Below are 13,996 nucleotides of genomic sequence, written 5' to 3' on the forward strand. Positions count from 1 at the left end.
ATTATGACTTAGCAAATAAACTTTTTAATTTTAAACTAATAACTCCAAACACAGCTTCAGATATAATACTTCCACTCATCTTAGATTTACCTTGTGTTCTATCTTTAAATATTACAGGTATTTCAACAATTGTAAACCCTTTCTTGTAAGCTTTAAACTTCATTTCAATTTGGAATGCATAACCCACAAACTTTATTTTATTTAAATCTATACTTTCTAGAACTTCTCTCTTGTAACAAATAAAACCAGCCGTTGAATCATTTATAGTCATTCCGGTTATCATCCTTACATATTTGGATGCACCGTAAGACAATAAAATTCTTGACATTGGCCAATTTACAACAGTAATACCTTTTACATATCGAGAACCGACTGAAATATCAGCTCCATTTATAGCACAGGCTTCGTATAATTTAATGAGATCTTTTGGATTATGTGAAAAATCGGCATCCATTTCGAAAATGTAGCTATAAGATCGTTCTAAAGCCCATTTAAACCCTTCAATATATGCAGATCCGAGACCTTTTTTCCCCTTGCGCTCCAATAGGAATAAGGAATTTGAAAATTCCGTTTGTAGCTGCTTTACCTTTTTACCTGTATAATCTGGTGACTTATCATCAACCACCAATATGTGATATGCCTTATCTTGAGAAAATATAGCTCTTATAATAGACTCTATATTTTCAATTTCATTATATGTAGGAATAATTACTAAAGCGTCAGACATTAAATCAATTATTTGAAGTCGTATTTTAAGTATTCTTAAATTTTGACAAAAGTAAAGTTTTTAATGGATTATATACTGGAATTTGTTTATTTGATTATTGCCTATTTTAATCTGACAAATCCCACATTTTCTTCATAATTTAGCGACATGAGAGAATTTATAACATATGAATGGTTTACAATTTTTATTGTTTTAGCCCTAGTTTCAGTTGTTATAGCTAAATCTCTTCATAGCCTAAGATTTAATGATTTTCTTTATGTTGTTGGCAACTCAAAATACCTGAAAATCTATTCTAGGGATCAAAAATTCATTGATACGTTTGATGGGTTCTTATTTTTTAATTTCACAGTTTGTCTCAGTATATTTATATACTTCTGCTATGCTCAATTTGTTGAAACTATAGAATTTAATTTGATTTCCTTTTTGAAGTTAAGCTTTGCAATTGCTACTATATTAATTATTAAAGTTTTGGTGGAACGTCTAGTTGCAAGCCTTTTTGAAATTGACAATATTATAGATGATTATTTATTTCAGAAAACTACATTTAAAAATTATTCAGGGTTAATTTTATTAGTAGCCAACCTATTTTTAATTTATACAAATAGCGCTCCAGAAATTATCATAATCTCAGTAATTTGTGTCATTTGCTTATTGAATCTTATTGGATTTTACAGTTCGTTTAAAACCTATCAAAACACAATAAATCTTAATTTATTCTATTTTTTGTTGTATCTTTGCGCTCTCGAAATTGGACCTTATATACTTTTGTATAAGATAATTAGGGACTATAACGTATAAAACAAAGAAAGACGTATGAAAGTGAAAACAATTTTAGTATCGCAACCAGAGCCTAAAATAGAGAACTCTCCATACTTTGATCTCCAAGAAAGACAAAAGGTAAAAGTAGATTTTAGACCTTTTATACATGTTGAAGGAGTATCTGCCAAAGATATTAGACAACAAAAAATTGACTTAAGCAAGTTTACTGCAATAATCCTTACCAGCAGAAATTCTGTTGACCATTTTTTTAGAGTTGCGGAAGAAATGCGCTTTAAGGTTCCTGATTCTATGAAGTATTTCTGCCAATCAGAAGCAGTTGCTTATTACTTGCAAAAATATGTTGTGTATAGAAAACGCAAAATTTATGTTGGTAAACGTAATTTTGAAGATTTAACTCCATTAATCAAAAAATACAAGGAAGAAAAGTTTTTACTTCCTACAACTGACAAGGTAAAGCCTATTATCCCAGAAATTCTTGATAATCTTGAAGTGAACTGGATACAGGCCACTTTTTACAAAACCGTAATAAGTGATTTATCTGATTTAGCTGATGTGTATTATGACATTTTAGTATTCTTTAGCCCATCCGGAATTGATTCGTTATTTCATAATTTTCCAGATTTCAAACAAAACGACACGCGCATAGCTGTATTTGGTAACACAACAGTAAAGGCTGTAGAGAAAAAAGGATTAAGAGTAGATATTGCTGCTCCAACACCAGAAACACCTTCAATGACCATGGCATTACAGAAATATATTGATTCTGTAAACAAAGGGAAATAGGAAGAAGTTAAGAAATAAGAATACATAAAGCCCAATCTTTTGGTTGAGCTTTTTTGTTTTAAAACACAACTTGATAGGCTTTAATAGAATTAGTAGAATCTCTGGATTCACCCGAATCAATTACGTAAACATTTTCCGCATTTTTCAGAATTTTACTAAAACTTATAAATTCAGAATTAATAAAATCATCATATTCAATAATATTAGACTGTGGTAATTGATCTAATGAAACTATTTTATTTCTGTATGAATAATGATAAAGTATAATTTTATCTTCTTTTTTTTCTGTATTGCCTCTATCCTTTTGTTTAATCAACCTTCCATTACTGTCAATTGTTAGTGCAGATTTACAATTCTCAGTTGAGACATCTTTGGAAAAGTTAAACGTTTTAACCCAAATTGAATCACTCATTTTCTTTTCTGTTATAATCATTTGCCCCTTTGATGAATCAAAGTTTAAATAGATTGAATATTTCTTTTTAAATTGAGAAAACGATAGTTGAAGAGAGGCTAAAAATAGAACTAGGAAGAACTTATTTTTCATATTAATTTGAATAATTCAAGTCTTGTTATCAGTTCTAAATATATAAATAATTTATTATCAAACAATTAACAAATAAAAAAAGCGATTCTTTAGAATCGCTTTTTTTATTTATCGCACCTAAATTAATATGCATATCGCTGTGGGCCTCCACGTCTGATTTCTTCAGAAGCATAAGACTCAAACTTCTTAAAATTATGTCTAAAGGAATTAGATAATTTAAATGCCATTTTATAATAGGCGTCATCATCATTCCATGTAGTTCTTGGGCTTAAAACCTCAGTTGGGACACCAGGGCAGGTTCTAGGTTGTGCAACACCAAATACTGAATGTATATGATAATCTTCATAAGTATAATTACCCAAATCCCCATTTAGGGCTGCAGTAATCATTGCACGTGTATATTTTAACTTCATTCTTGTTCCAACTCCGTATGGTCCACCTGTCCATCCCGTATTTACCAACCAAACATTTACTCCTGCCTCTTTCATTTTTCTACTCAGCATGTCTGCATACTTTGTTGGATGTAGTGGCATAAATGGCGCTCCAAAACAAGCGGAAAACGATGGTTGTGGCTCAACCACTCCTGCTTCAGTTCCAGCAACTTTAGCTGTATAACCAGAAATAAAGTGATAAGCTGCTTGAGCTGGAGTCAGCTTAGAAATTGGAGGCAACACTCCAAAGGCGTCTGCGGTTAAAAAGAATATATTCTTGGGATTAGCTGCAAACGATGGTTGCTGTATATTGTCAATGTGATAAATCGGATAGCTTACACGTGTATTCTGAGTAATTGTGCTATCCATATAATCAACTTCACCATTTTCTTTAAAGATTACATTCTCTAGAATGGCTCCCGGTTTTATGGCTCTATAAATGTCTGGCTCCTTTTCCTCACTTAAATCAATAGCTTTCGCATAACACCCTCCTTCAAAATTAAAGATTGTATTCTCTTCAGTCCAACCATGTTCATCGTCTCCGATAAGCTTTCTATTTGGGTCTGTAGACAATGTGGTTTTTCCAGTTCCTGATAAACCGAAGAAGATTGCTGTTTCACCATTATCACCAACATTCGCAGAACAGTGCATCGGTAATACATTTTTCTCAACTGGTAAAATAAAATTCAATGCAGTAAAAATTCCTTTTTTCATCTCGCCAGTGTATGCAGAACCAGCCACTAGTGCAATTTTCTTTGTGAAATTAAGAATCGAAAAATTTCCTTGTCTTAATCCATGTTGCTCAGGGTTTAGACACTCATAACCTGGTGCACATAATACGAGCCATTCTTCTTCAAACCCATCGAGTTCTTCTTCTTCTGGACGCAAGAACATATTATAAATAAACATATTAGACCATGGATATTCTGTAACAGTTCTAACATTCATTTTATACTTTGGATCTGCACATACATATCCATCTCTTACAAAAAGCTCTTTCTCGCATAGATATTGCTCTATTTCACTTTGCAAAAAGTTAAAGTTTTCTGGTGAGATTGCTTTGTTAGAATCTCCCCACCATATTTTATCTTCAGTATAATTGTCTTTTACCAAAAACCTGTCTTCTGGAGAACGGCCGGTAAACTTACCTGTGTTTATTGCCAAAGTTCCATTATTGGTTTCACGGCCCATTCCTTTTTCAATGGTTATAGCCTGTAGATCTTTTGGTGAAAGTTGATAGTGAATTTGAGCATTTTTAATGCCATATTTATCTAACGAAATCGTTTTCGCTGATGAAGCATGGTTTGCCATAATTTTAGTATTGTTTAGGTCGCAAAATTATAATTTTATTTTATATAAATGGTCAAGAAACTCATTAATCGATATTACTTTTTATTATACCAATTAACATAATTAGCCAAGCAGAAATTAAAAATAATCCTCCAATAGGTGTTACCATAGCTATGATTTTAAAATCAAAACCTGTAAGTGTATTTGTTGCTAGGCCATAAATTGATCCTGAAAAGAAAATTATACCACCTAACACCAAGTAGAAAATACTCTTTTTAATCTTTTCTTTTACAAAACCTGTACCTCCAATAATTAAAAGTAAAAAGGCGTGATACATTTGGTACCTTACGCCAGTTTTAAAAGATTCTATTGCATTTTCATCAATCAATTTTTCTAATCCATGTGCTGCAAATGCTCCTAAAACAATTCCTAATAGCCCTAAAATTGATCCTGTAATTAAAATTGTTTTGTTCATAATTAAACTAGAATATTCATTTAAAATCCCTTTTGTATTTATTACATTCGTGCTATACAAAATTAGTCATATAAAGCCATTATGCGAAAGATTTTAATTATTGGTGCTGGTAAATCATCCTCTTATCTTATCAAATATTTAATAGATAAATCTATTACTGAAAATCTTAAAATTACTATTGGAGATATTAATGTAGAGAATGCAACGAAATTATTGGAAAAGGACGCACAAAATGTTGAAGTTATTCACCTGGATGTGTTCAATTCAAAATCACGAGAGGAGGCGATTAAAAGGGCTGATATTGTGGTATCAATGTTGCCAGCCCGAATGCATACCGAAGTCGCCAAAGACTGTATAACTTTTAAAAAACACATGGTAACTGCATCTTATGTTAGTAAGGAAATGGAAGCGCTAGATGCAGAGGCAAAAGCAAATGGTTTGATTTTTATGAATGAAATTGGTGTTGATCCTGGTATAGATCATATGAGTGCAATGCAAGTGATAGATCGCATTAGGGATAAGGGAGGTAAAATAATTCTATTCGAATCTTTTACTGGTGGTCTAGTAGCACCTGAGAGTGATAACAATCTTTGGAATTATAAATTTACCTGGAACCCAAGGAATGTTGTAGTTGCTGGACAAGGTGGTGCCGCCAAATTTTTACAAGAAAACCAGTTTAAATATATCCCATACCACAGACTATTTAGACGCACTGAATTTCTTGAAGTAGAGGGATTTGGTAGATTTGAAGCCTACGCTAATAGAGATTCTCTAAAGTACCAACACTCTTATGGACTTGATAATACTAAAACATTATATCGTGGCACAATGAGACGTGTAGGTTTCAGCAAAGCATGGCATGTATTTGTACAGCTCGGTATGACAGATGATAGTTATACTATAGAGGATAGTGCTAATATGACTTATCGTGATTTTGTTAATTCATTTTTACCATACAGCCCAACAGATTCTGTAGAATTGAAATTTAGGCATGCCTTAAAAATTGATCAAGACGATATTGTCTGGGATAAGTTTTTAGAACTAGACTTGTTTAGTGCCACTAAAATGGTAGAATTAAAAAAAGCTACACCAGCTCAAATCCTTCAAAAAATATTAATGGACAGTTGGACATTAAGCGAAGATGATAAGGACATGATCGTAATGTATCATAAATTTGGCTATGAAATCAATGGTGAAAAACGACAAATTGATTCTACTATGGTAGTTGTTGGAGAAGACCAAACTTATACCGCAATGGCTAAAACTGTTGGCCTACCTGTCGCAATTGCAACGTTGGATATTCTGAATAAAAAAATCACAACTCCAGGTGTACAAATTCCTATTTCGAAAGAAATATATACTCCAATTTTAGACGAGTTAAAGACTTATGGCATCGTATTTAATGAGAAGAAAGTGCCCTACTTAGGTTATAATCCTTTAAATCTCGAATAATTACATTTTGAAATCCTTTTCTTATTTTTAACTTTCAATTTTAAACAATATTTGCAATGAAGGTTAACGATAAGGGTATATTTATAGATGGTATTGACAAAAAGATACTAAGAGCTTTAATGTCTGACGCCAGAACTCCTATTCTGGAAATAGCTAGAGGTGTTGGTATATCTGGTGCCGCAATACACCAAAGGCTCAAAAAACTTGAAAAATCTGGATTACTTGCTGGTTCTAAGTTTATTATTAATCCTAAAGTATTAGGCTATACAACAATGGCGTTTGTTGGTGTTTATTTAGACAAAGCTGTGAGTAATCCTGATGCTGTAAAACAACTCCAAAAGGTACCTGAAGTTATAGAATGCCACTATACTACAGGAGAGTGGAGTATTTTTATTAAAATATTATCTAAAGACAATGAACATTTAATGCATGTTCTCAATTCCCAAATTCAGACTATAAAAGGAGTTTCGAGAACTGAAACCTTTATTTCCTTGCAACAACAGATAAATAGGCAGATAAAAATTTAAATAAAAAAAGCTCTGATTTCTCAGAGCTTTCATTTTTATTTACTTGTTTAATCCCTACCACCAAAGACCTGAAGCGCCCAATATAATAGTGAAGCTAGTGCACCAATCGCAGCTACTAAATAAGTCCTTGCCGCCCACTTTAAAGCATCTTCCGCGCCTTCATATTCTTGCTGATTCACCATATTTTTATTTTTTAGCCAAGCTAATGCTCTATTACTTGCATCATACTCAACTGGCAAAGTTATAAAGCTGAAAAGTGTAGCAAATCCCATAAATGCCAGTCCTGCTACAGCCACCCAATATCCTAATCCAACTCCGGCTGCAGCACCTAAAACCAAACCACCTATTACTAGCCATTGTGACATGCCAGACGTTACGCTTACAATGGGCACTAAAGCTGAGCGCATGCCTAACGCACTATACGCTTGTGCATGTTGTACTGCATGTCCAACTTCGTGAGCAGCAACAGCCGCAGCGGCAGCATTACGCTGATTATAAACCGCTTCACTTAAGTTTACTGTTTTATTTTTTGGGTTATAATGATCTGTTAATTGTCCTCTAACAGAAATTACCTCAACATCATAAATACCATTATCGGCGAGCATTTTTTCAGCAATCTCTCTACCACTCATTCCATTTTGTAATTGTCTTTTAGAATAAAAGGCAAACTTCTGCTTCAGTTTATTGCTTACTAACCAACTGACTAATGCAATTGCTCCAATTAATATATAATATCCAAACATATTTTTAACTATTAGTTATTGTAAAAATACTAAATGAATAACAAAAAATAAGCCAAATTTGAGTTAAGAAAATTTGTCAGGTTCTTCTAGCAAAGCAACTACTCTTCTTGATTTACAGATACATGAATTACTTTAGAATCTTTTAAGACAATTATTAATTCTTGAGGCTCTTCATCAAAAAAACTTGGTGGAGTACCTAATTGATAAATTAAAATATTTTTATCTGAAGATTCAGCAGTAACAGGTTGTCCTAAAATTTGAATTACCTCTTCTTTAGATTTATTGTCCAACAGGTCTTGCTCAATAATATTCTTTGCCATTTTATAGCGTTTACCAGGATTGCTTCGCCATTGCTCTTGATCAAATCGTTCTTCAAAAAGCCAAATAAGGGACATACTAATAATAAAGGCCAAAAAGAAAATCAATCCAATTTTATCGTTTCTTTTGAGCTTTATCATCATTCCTATTTTTCCGTCTATCCTACTATATTGACAATTTTTCCTGGTACAACAATCACCTTTTTTGGCGTACGCCCTTGAAGCTGTTCTTGTGTTTTTTCATAAGCCAAGACAGTCTTTTCAATTTCTTCCTTACTCATATCTAACGGTAATTCTAAGGTAAATCGCATTTTACCGTTAAAAGAAATTGGATAGTTCTTACTACTCTCCACTAAGTGGCTCTCATCAAATTTTGGGAATGGTGCAGTAGAAATAGAACCTGAATTTCCCAAACGCTCCCAAAGTTCTTCAGCTATATGTGGTGCATAAGGTGAAATAAGAATTAATAATGGCTCAAGAATATCCTTACTAGTGCACTTTTGAGCTGTTAACTCACTTACAGCAATCATAAAAGTTGAAACTGATGTATTGAATGAGAAATTCTCAATATCCTCTTCAACCTTTTTAATAGTTTTATGCAAGGTCTTTAAATTATCCTTTGATGCCTCCGCGTCATTAACATTCAGTCCATCTTGCCCAACATAAAGTTTCCAAAGTTTCTTAAGAAAACTATGTACACCTGTAATTCCTGCAGTGTTCCATGGCTTATATTGCTCTAATGGACCAAGAAACATCTCATAAAGCCTTAAACTGTCTGCACCGTATTGCTCACAGATCTCGTCTGGATTGACAACATTATATTTGGATTTGGACATTTTTTCAACATCGCGTTTAACCTTAAACGTACCATCTTCTTCACAAATAAAAACCGCATTTTTGAACTCAGTTCTCCAGTTTTTAAATGCTTCAATATCCAACTCGTCAGAAGCATTCACAAAAGACACATCAGCATGAATTCCATGAAACAAATCTGGATTAATTTCAACTCGAACAAGTTTACCTTTTTCTAAATTAATAGACTCTAATTCTTTTTTAATTTTTTGAACAAAGAGTTCCTTTTCTTCATCCGATTCCTTTAATTTTTCCAATTTATTACCAGACACAAAAACAATAAATTTATTTAATTCATTTTTGACGTCTTCTCCAACTGCTTCAAATCCAAAACTATCTAAGTTGATTCTATACGCAAAAGCACTCGTTCCAAGAATCATACCCTGATTGATCAGTTTCTTGGCGTATTCGTCATACGGCACAAAACCTTTGTCAAACATAAATTTTTGCCAAAAGCGTGAGTACAATAAATGTCCTGTCGCGTGCTCACTACCTCCTATATATAAATCTACTTGTTGCCAATAATTAATAGCATCTTGAGAGAAAATTTCTTCATCATTTTGAGGATCCATGTATCTATTAAAATACTGAGAACTTCCAGCCCAACCTGGCATGGTATTCAACTCTAATGGAAATACTGTTTCATTATCAATCTTATCATTATCTACAACCGAATTAGTATTTGTATCCCAAGCCCAAACCTTGGCATTACCCAAAGGTGGCTCGCCTGTTTCTGTAGGCAGGTACTTTTCAACTTCAGGAAGTGTGAGTGGCAAATACTTTACATCTATCATTTGAGGTAATCCATTCTTGTAATACACAGGAAATGGTTCGCCCCAATAACGCTGACGCGAAAAAACCGCATCTCTTAATCTATAATTGGTTTTGCCTTCTCCTTGCCCAATTTGCTCTAATTCATAAACAGCACGCTTAGTCGCTTTTTTATAATTTAAACCGTCAAGAAAATCACTATTACCAATCTTTACATTATCTTTTGAAGCAAAGGCTTCTTCAGAAATATCAACACCATCAAAAATATTTGGTATCGGAATATTAAAATGTTTAGCGAAATCATAATCACGTTGATCACCACAAGGTACTGCCATTACAGCTCCAGTACCATAGCTAGCTAATACATAGTCACCAATCCAAATTGGAATTGGTCTTTTTGTAAAGGGATGTTCTGCATATGCTCCAGTAAATACACCAGATATAGTTTTAACATCTGCCATTCTATCGCGTTCAGAACGCTTTGCAGTAGCTTCAACATAAGCATCAACATCTGCCTTTTGTTCTGATGTTGTTATTTGAGTGACTAATTCGTGCTCTGGAGCCAAAGTCATAAAGGATACCCCAAAAATAGTGTCAGGCCTTGTAGTAAAGACATCAATTTTGGCATCATAATCTTTAATATTAAATGTTACTGATGCTCCAACAGATTTTCCAATCCAATTACGTTGGCTTTCTTTTAATGAGTCTGTCCAATCTATGGTTTCCAATCCTTGTAATAAGCGCTCTGCAAAAGCAGAAATACGCATACTCCATTGCGTCATTTTCTTGCGGATAACAGGATGTCCACCACGTTCAGAAACGCCATTAATAATTTCGTCATTAGCCAAAACCGTACCCAATGCAGGACACCAATTTACTTCTGTTTCAGCTAAATAGGTTAACCTATATTTTAAAAGAATTTCTTGTTGCTCTTCAGAAGAAAAGCCTTTCCAATCATCTGCTGTAAAAATTTCGATATCATCGTCACATGCCGCATTTATTGTAGCATTCCCATCTGATTCAAATATCTCTACTAGAGTTTCAATATTCTCAGCTTTATCACTGTCATAATTATACCAGGACTCAAACAGCTGAATAAAAATCCATTGCGTCCACTTGTAATATTTAGGATCTGAAGTACGCACTTCTCTACTCCAATCAAATGAAAATCCTATTTGGTCTAACTGTCTGCGATAGGTCTTAATATTTTCTTCGGTTGTAATACGAGGATGTTGCCCAGTTTGTATAGCATATTGCTCAGCAGGCAAACCAAAACTATCATAGCCTTGAGGGTGCAAAACATTGAAACCTTTATGACGCTTATAACGTGCATAAATATCACTAGCAATATAGCCTAATGGATGACCAACATGTAAACCTGCACCACTTGGATAAGGGAACATATCCAAAACATAATATTTTGGTTTACCTGAATTATTTTCAGCTTTAAAGGTTTGGTGATCCGACCAATACTTTTGCCACTTTTCCTCAATCTTGTTAAACTCGTATCTCATTACCGAAATTTCCTTGAAATAAGGTGCAAATTTAGTGGTATTACAACACAATTAAAAACTAAACGTTGTAATACTCTAGATAACTAAATTGTTTTTTATTTTTACAGCATTAATCCGTTTTATATGGCCTCATCCTTTGACAAATACCAAAAGCGAAAACTTATTTCATCATATATCTCTGTGGTGATAAGTATTGCCTTGGTACTTTTCCTATTAGGATGTCTTGGCCTACTGGTTATAAACGCCAAAAAAGTAGCTGACCATTTTAAAGAACAAGTGGTTATGACTATATATTTAAATGATACTGCAAAAGATGTCGAAGTTAATCAGTTGAAGAAAAGCCTAGCCATGGCAGATTACTCTAAAGAAGCACTTTATGTTTCAAAAGAAGAAGCTGCTGCTCTTATGAAAGCTGAAACAGGAGAAGATTTTATGGATTTTGTAGGATATAATCCACTTAAAAACTCCATCGATGTGTATCTGAAAGCAGATTTTGTAACCACTGAAAAGCTGACTGAAATTTCTGAAGGCTTGTCTAACAAATCATTCATTGAAGAAATTCGATACGATAATGACTTAGTAGAATTGATGAATGATAACGTTAAAAAAATAACCTTTTGGGTACTAATAATCAGTGGTGTTTTTACAATAATTGCCGTGCTACTGATCAATAGTTCTATTCGTTTAGCGGTTTACTCAAAACGGTTTATTATTAAAACCATGCAAATGGTTGGCGCAACAAAGAGTTTTATTAGAAGGCCTTTTATTTGGAAAAGCGTACAACTTGGAATAATTGGTGCTATTGTGGCATTAATTGGTATGGCTGTTGTCTTATATTACCTCGATTTAACTTTCCCAGAATTAGAATTACTCAGAAATACTATTCTGATCATTGCACTTTTTATTGGCATTTTTCTACTTGGAGTAATTATAACTTGGATCAGCACTTTTATAGCTACACAACGCTTCCTAAATCTGAAGACAGATCAATTATACTATTAATTTTAGTGTAATAATTATAAAGTCTTTACGTTTTTATTGAAAACCACCAAACATGAAAAAAGCGTTAATGTCAACCCTAATTGGTTTATCGTTAATTGCCCTTTGCTTCTTAATGTTAAAATCGTGCATTATCCAAAATCCATCACCAGAAGATTGCGTCGTAGTTGAAGTAAAAATTACCAAAATTACCGAAGGTGGTGTAAAAGATATTGTATTCCATGATGACGGTACAGATTTCTATTATATTAATCGTGGCTTAGAAAGAGGATTAAATTTAGATTCTCTTAAGACAAAAGTTTTAAATAAAACTGTTACTTTGCACTTGGCTAAAGTTTTGAGTGGTATTACCTCAGAACACATTTCTCAATTAGCCATTGGAGATGAAATAATCTTTACAGAATTTAAAAACTGATGGGAGAGCAAAAACGAAAAAAAGAGTCTCAAGCCGAATTTATTTTTGGTAAGAAAAACTATAAATGGTTGTTCATTGGGCTAGGTTTTATTGTATTGGGATTTATCCTCATGGCAGGTGGTGGAAGTGATGATCCTAATGTATTTGATCCCTCAATTTTTAGTTGGAGACGTATCCGATTAGCGCCAACTTTAGTTTTAATTGGTTTTGGAATTCAGGTATATGCTATTCTTTTAAATCCTGACAAAAAGAAATCTAAAGGGAAGAAATAAAGTCTTCTGTTAATTGCCCTAGATATAACTTTGTGTTTTTTAAGGCATCTTCTAAACTATTAGCCTTTTCCATTATTGTACTACTATAATTAATCCCCATTTCATTAATTTCTATTGGATCTAAAGCTGTACTACCACAAAATGAAGCTACCTTAATATTTTGCTTTTTAGCCACCTTTATAACACCGCTTAAAGCCTTACCAGATAAAGTCTGTTCATCTAATCGACCTTCACCAGTCAGTATCCAATCTGCCCCCTTGACATTAGTTTTAAAATTGGCTATTTGCATAATTAATTCAATCCCAGAAATTAGTTCTCCATTTAAGAAAGCCACAGTTCCAGCTCCCATACCACCTGCTGCACCAGCGCCCTCAATTTCTTGAGTTGATAAATGAAAAAAATCATCTAATACAGTTGAAAATTCTCGTAAACCATTATCTAAATGATCAATTTCAGAAGGACTAGCACCTTTTTGTTTTCCATAAATATGTGCTGCGCCTTGCAGGCCATACAAAGGGTTTTTTACATCACATGCAATCTGAATTTTTACATTAGCCAATCGCTTATCTACTTGAGAAGCGTCAATTCTTTTTACTTCCTTTAGATTTCTACCAATGGGCTTTATTTGATTATCGATTTCATCAAAAAATTGATACCCGAGTGCTGTAGCCATTCCAATTCCACAATCGTTAGTAGCACTTCCTCCAATTCCCAAAATAATATGCTGAGCTCCTTTACTTAAAGCATCAAGAACCAATTCTCCAGTACCATACGTGCTGGTATTCATACAATTTTGATCTTCAGGTTTGAGAAGCTTTAAACCGGAAGCTTCAGCCATTTCTATAAATGCAACTTTGCTAGAGTCTGAAAACAAATAAGTGGCTTCAACTGGTCTAAATAATGGGTCGTTTACTTGAATTTTAATGGTCTCTCCAGACAAATAAAAATCAATAACCTCAATAGTACCATCACCACCATCTGCTAGAGGCAATCTTATGACCTCAGCTTCAACATGTTTGTGAATAATTGGTTCTACAATATCACAAAATTCCATGCCAGAAATTGAACCTTTATATTTATCTGGTGCTAGGACTATTCGCATGG

General features: G+C 33.4%; 15 protein-coding genes. 7 read left to right on the forward strand and 8 right to left on the reverse strand.

All coding sequences use genetic code 11. The features are described from left to right. Position 1: 1 nt before the first annotated feature. On the reverse strand, positions 2 to 727 hold the full coding sequence (locus LBV24_RS02820) for a polyprenol monophosphomannose synthase (protein ID WP_224477071.1): 726 nt from the start codon (positions 725 to 727) through the stop codon (positions 2 to 4). A gap of 147 nt (positions 728 to 874) precedes the next feature. Here LBV24_RS02820 and LBV24_RS02825 point away from each other — a divergent pair, with 147 nt between their 5' ends. Both LBV24_RS02825 and LBV24_RS02830 read left to right on the forward strand, forming a co-directional pair. Continuing rightward, a complete protein-coding gene (locus tag LBV24_RS02825; protein ID WP_224477072.1) occupies positions 875 to 1,525 on the forward strand; it encodes a DUF4271 domain-containing protein in 651 nt (216 codons plus the stop codon). Between the two features lie 15 nt (positions 1,526 to 1,540). Next, positions 1,541 to 2,290 (forward strand): uroporphyrinogen-III synthase, encoded by a 750-nt coding sequence (locus tag LBV24_RS02830; protein ID WP_224477073.1) that lies wholly within the window; start codon positions 1,541 to 1,543, stop codon positions 2,288 to 2,290. A 58-nt stretch (positions 2,291 to 2,348) separates the two neighbouring features. On the opposite strand, the gene LBV24_RS02835 is transcribed toward LBV24_RS02830, so the two are convergent. The 3 genes from LBV24_RS02835 to LBV24_RS02845 all read right to left on the reverse strand — a co-directional run bounded on the left by LBV24_RS02835 (position 2,349) and on the right by LBV24_RS02845 (position 5,030). Further along, entirely contained in the window at positions 2,349 to 2,834 is a 486-nt protein-coding gene (locus tag LBV24_RS02835; protein ID WP_224477074.1) for a hypothetical protein, read from the reverse strand. A gap of 122 nt (positions 2,835 to 2,956) precedes the next feature. Further along, positions 2,957 to 4,576 (reverse strand): phosphoenolpyruvate carboxykinase (ATP), encoded by a 1,620-nt coding sequence (gene pckA / locus LBV24_RS02840; protein WP_224477075.1) that lies wholly within the window; start codon positions 4,574 to 4,576, stop codon positions 2,957 to 2,959. Between the two features lie 64 nt (positions 4,577 to 4,640). After that, positions 4,641 to 5,030: a DUF423 domain-containing protein gene (locus LBV24_RS02845; protein ID WP_224477076.1), complete on the reverse strand. Its 390-nt coding sequence runs from the start codon at positions 5,028 to 5,030 to the stop codon at positions 4,641 to 4,643. Between the two features lie 81 nt (positions 5,031 to 5,111). On the opposite strand from LBV24_RS02845, the gene LBV24_RS02850 reads away from it, so the two are divergent. Together LBV24_RS02850 and LBV24_RS02855 are read left to right on the forward strand one after the other, a co-directional pair. After that, complete coding sequence (locus tag LBV24_RS02850) at positions 5,112 to 6,482, forward strand: saccharopine dehydrogenase family protein (RefSeq protein ID WP_224477077.1); 1,371 nt, start codon at positions 5,112 to 5,114, stop codon at positions 6,480 to 6,482. Positions 6,483 to 6,538: 56 nt separating this feature from the next. Beyond that, on the forward strand, positions 6,539 to 7,009 hold the full coding sequence (locus tag LBV24_RS02855) for an Lrp/AsnC ligand binding domain-containing protein (RefSeq protein ID WP_224477078.1): 471 nt from the start codon (positions 6,539 to 6,541) through the stop codon (positions 7,007 to 7,009). Positions 7,010 to 7,056: 47 nt separating this feature from the next. Here the strand turns inward: LBV24_RS02855 and LBV24_RS02860 are convergent, their stop codons facing one another. From LBV24_RS02860 to LBV24_RS02870, 3 genes are all read right to left on the reverse strand, one after another. After that, positions 7,057 to 7,752, reverse strand: a complete 696-nt coding sequence (locus LBV24_RS02860; protein WP_224477079.1) for a zinc metallopeptidase — start codon at positions 7,750 to 7,752, stop codon at positions 7,057 to 7,059. 98 nt (positions 7,753 to 7,850) lie between these two features. Then, positions 7,851 to 8,210, reverse strand: a complete 360-nt coding sequence (locus LBV24_RS02865) for a hypothetical protein (protein WP_224477080.1) — start codon at positions 8,208 to 8,210, stop codon at positions 7,851 to 7,853. Between the two features lie 17 nt (positions 8,211 to 8,227). Further along, positions 8,228 to 11,206 carry a leucine--tRNA ligase gene (locus LBV24_RS02870; protein ID WP_224477081.1) on the reverse strand — a complete coding sequence of 993 codons (2,979 nt, stop codon included), beginning with the start codon at positions 11,204 to 11,206 and terminating at the stop codon, positions 8,228 to 8,230. Between the two features lie 123 nt (positions 11,207 to 11,329). Between LBV24_RS02870 and LBV24_RS02875 the strand changes: the two genes are divergently transcribed. From LBV24_RS02875 to LBV24_RS02885, 3 genes are read left to right on the forward strand one after another with little or no spacing between them, the layout of a single operon-like run. Then, positions 11,330 to 12,208, forward strand: coding sequence for a cell division protein FtsX (locus LBV24_RS02875; RefSeq protein ID WP_224477082.1), 879 nt, complete (start codon positions 11,330 to 11,332; stop codon positions 12,206 to 12,208). A gap of 52 nt (positions 12,209 to 12,260) precedes the next feature. Further along, on the forward strand, positions 12,261 to 12,620 hold the full coding sequence (locus LBV24_RS02880; RefSeq protein ID WP_224477083.1) for a hypothetical protein: 360 nt from the start codon (positions 12,261 to 12,263) through the stop codon (positions 12,618 to 12,620). Beyond that, positions 12,620 to 12,892 (forward strand): DUF3098 domain-containing protein, encoded by a 273-nt coding sequence (locus LBV24_RS02885; protein ID WP_224477084.1) that lies wholly within the window; start codon positions 12,620 to 12,622, stop codon positions 12,890 to 12,892. Before LBV24_RS02880 ends, LBV24_RS02885 begins: the two co-directional genes overlap by 1 nt. Here LBV24_RS02885 and LBV24_RS02890 read toward each other — a convergent pair. Next, positions 12,876 to 13,994 carry a glycerate kinase gene (locus tag LBV24_RS02890; protein WP_224477085.1) on the reverse strand — a complete coding sequence of 373 codons (1,119 nt, stop codon included), beginning with the start codon at positions 13,992 to 13,994 and terminating at the stop codon, positions 12,876 to 12,878. The genes LBV24_RS02885 and LBV24_RS02890 overlap by 17 nt on opposite strands. Between the last annotated feature and the right edge of the window lie 2 nt (positions 13,995 to 13,996).

This window comes from Winogradskyella vincentii (assembly GCF_020166345.1).
Lineage (GTDB): Bacteria > Bacteroidota > Bacteroidia > Flavobacteriales > Flavobacteriaceae > Winogradskyella > Winogradskyella vincentii.

What these genes read in the sequence shown, in the direction of transcription:
- LBV24_RS02865 (WP_224477080.1), bottom strand. Translation starts at nt 8,210, where the DNA reads ATGATAAAGCTCAAAAGAAACGATAAAATTGGATTGATTTTCTTTTTG.
- LBV24_RS02860 (WP_224477079.1), bottom strand. Translation starts at nt 7,752, where the DNA reads ATGTTTGGATATTATATATTAATTGGAGCAATTGCATTAGTCAGTTGG.
- LBV24_RS02870 (WP_224477081.1), bottom strand. Translation starts at nt 11,206, where the DNA reads ATGAGATACGAGTTTAACAAGATTGAGGAAAAGTGGCAAAAGTATTGG.
- LBV24_RS02825 (WP_224477072.1), top strand. Translation starts at nt 875, where the DNA reads ATGAGAGAATTTATAACATATGAATGGTTTACAATTTTTATTGTTTTA.
- LBV24_RS02880 (WP_224477083.1), top strand. Translation starts at nt 12,261, where the DNA reads ATGAAAAAAGCGTTAATGTCAACCCTAATTGGTTTATCGTTAATTGCC.
- LBV24_RS02875 (WP_224477082.1), top strand. Translation starts at nt 11,330, where the DNA reads ATGGCCTCATCCTTTGACAAATACCAAAAGCGAAAACTTATTTCATCA.
- LBV24_RS02820 (WP_224477071.1), bottom strand. Translation starts at nt 727, where the DNA reads ATGTCTGACGCTTTAGTAATTATTCCTACATATAATGAAATTGAAAAT.
- LBV24_RS02830 (WP_224477073.1), top strand. Translation starts at nt 1,541, where the DNA reads ATGAAAGTGAAAACAATTTTAGTATCGCAACCAGAGCCTAAAATAGAG.
- pckA (WP_224477075.1), bottom strand. Translation starts at nt 4,576, where the DNA reads ATGGCAAACCATGCTTCATCAGCGAAAACGATTTCGTTAGATAAATAT.
- LBV24_RS02890 (WP_224477085.1), bottom strand. Translation starts at nt 13,994, where the DNA reads ATGCGAATAGTCCTAGCACCAGATAAATATAAAGGTTCAATTTCTGGC.
- LBV24_RS02835 (WP_224477074.1), bottom strand. Translation starts at nt 2,834, where the DNA reads ATGAAAAATAAGTTCTTCCTAGTTCTATTTTTAGCCTCTCTTCAACTA.
- LBV24_RS02850 (WP_224477077.1), top strand. Translation starts at nt 5,112, where the DNA reads ATGCGAAAGATTTTAATTATTGGTGCTGGTAAATCATCCTCTTATCTT.
- LBV24_RS02845 (WP_224477076.1), bottom strand. Translation starts at nt 5,030, where the DNA reads ATGAACAAAACAATTTTAATTACAGGATCAATTTTAGGGCTATTAGGA.
- LBV24_RS02885 (WP_224477084.1), top strand. Translation starts at nt 12,620, where the DNA reads ATGGGAGAGCAAAAACGAAAAAAAGAGTCTCAAGCCGAATTTATTTTT.
- LBV24_RS02855 (WP_224477078.1), top strand. Translation starts at nt 6,539, where the DNA reads ATGAAGGTTAACGATAAGGGTATATTTATAGATGGTATTGACAAAAAG.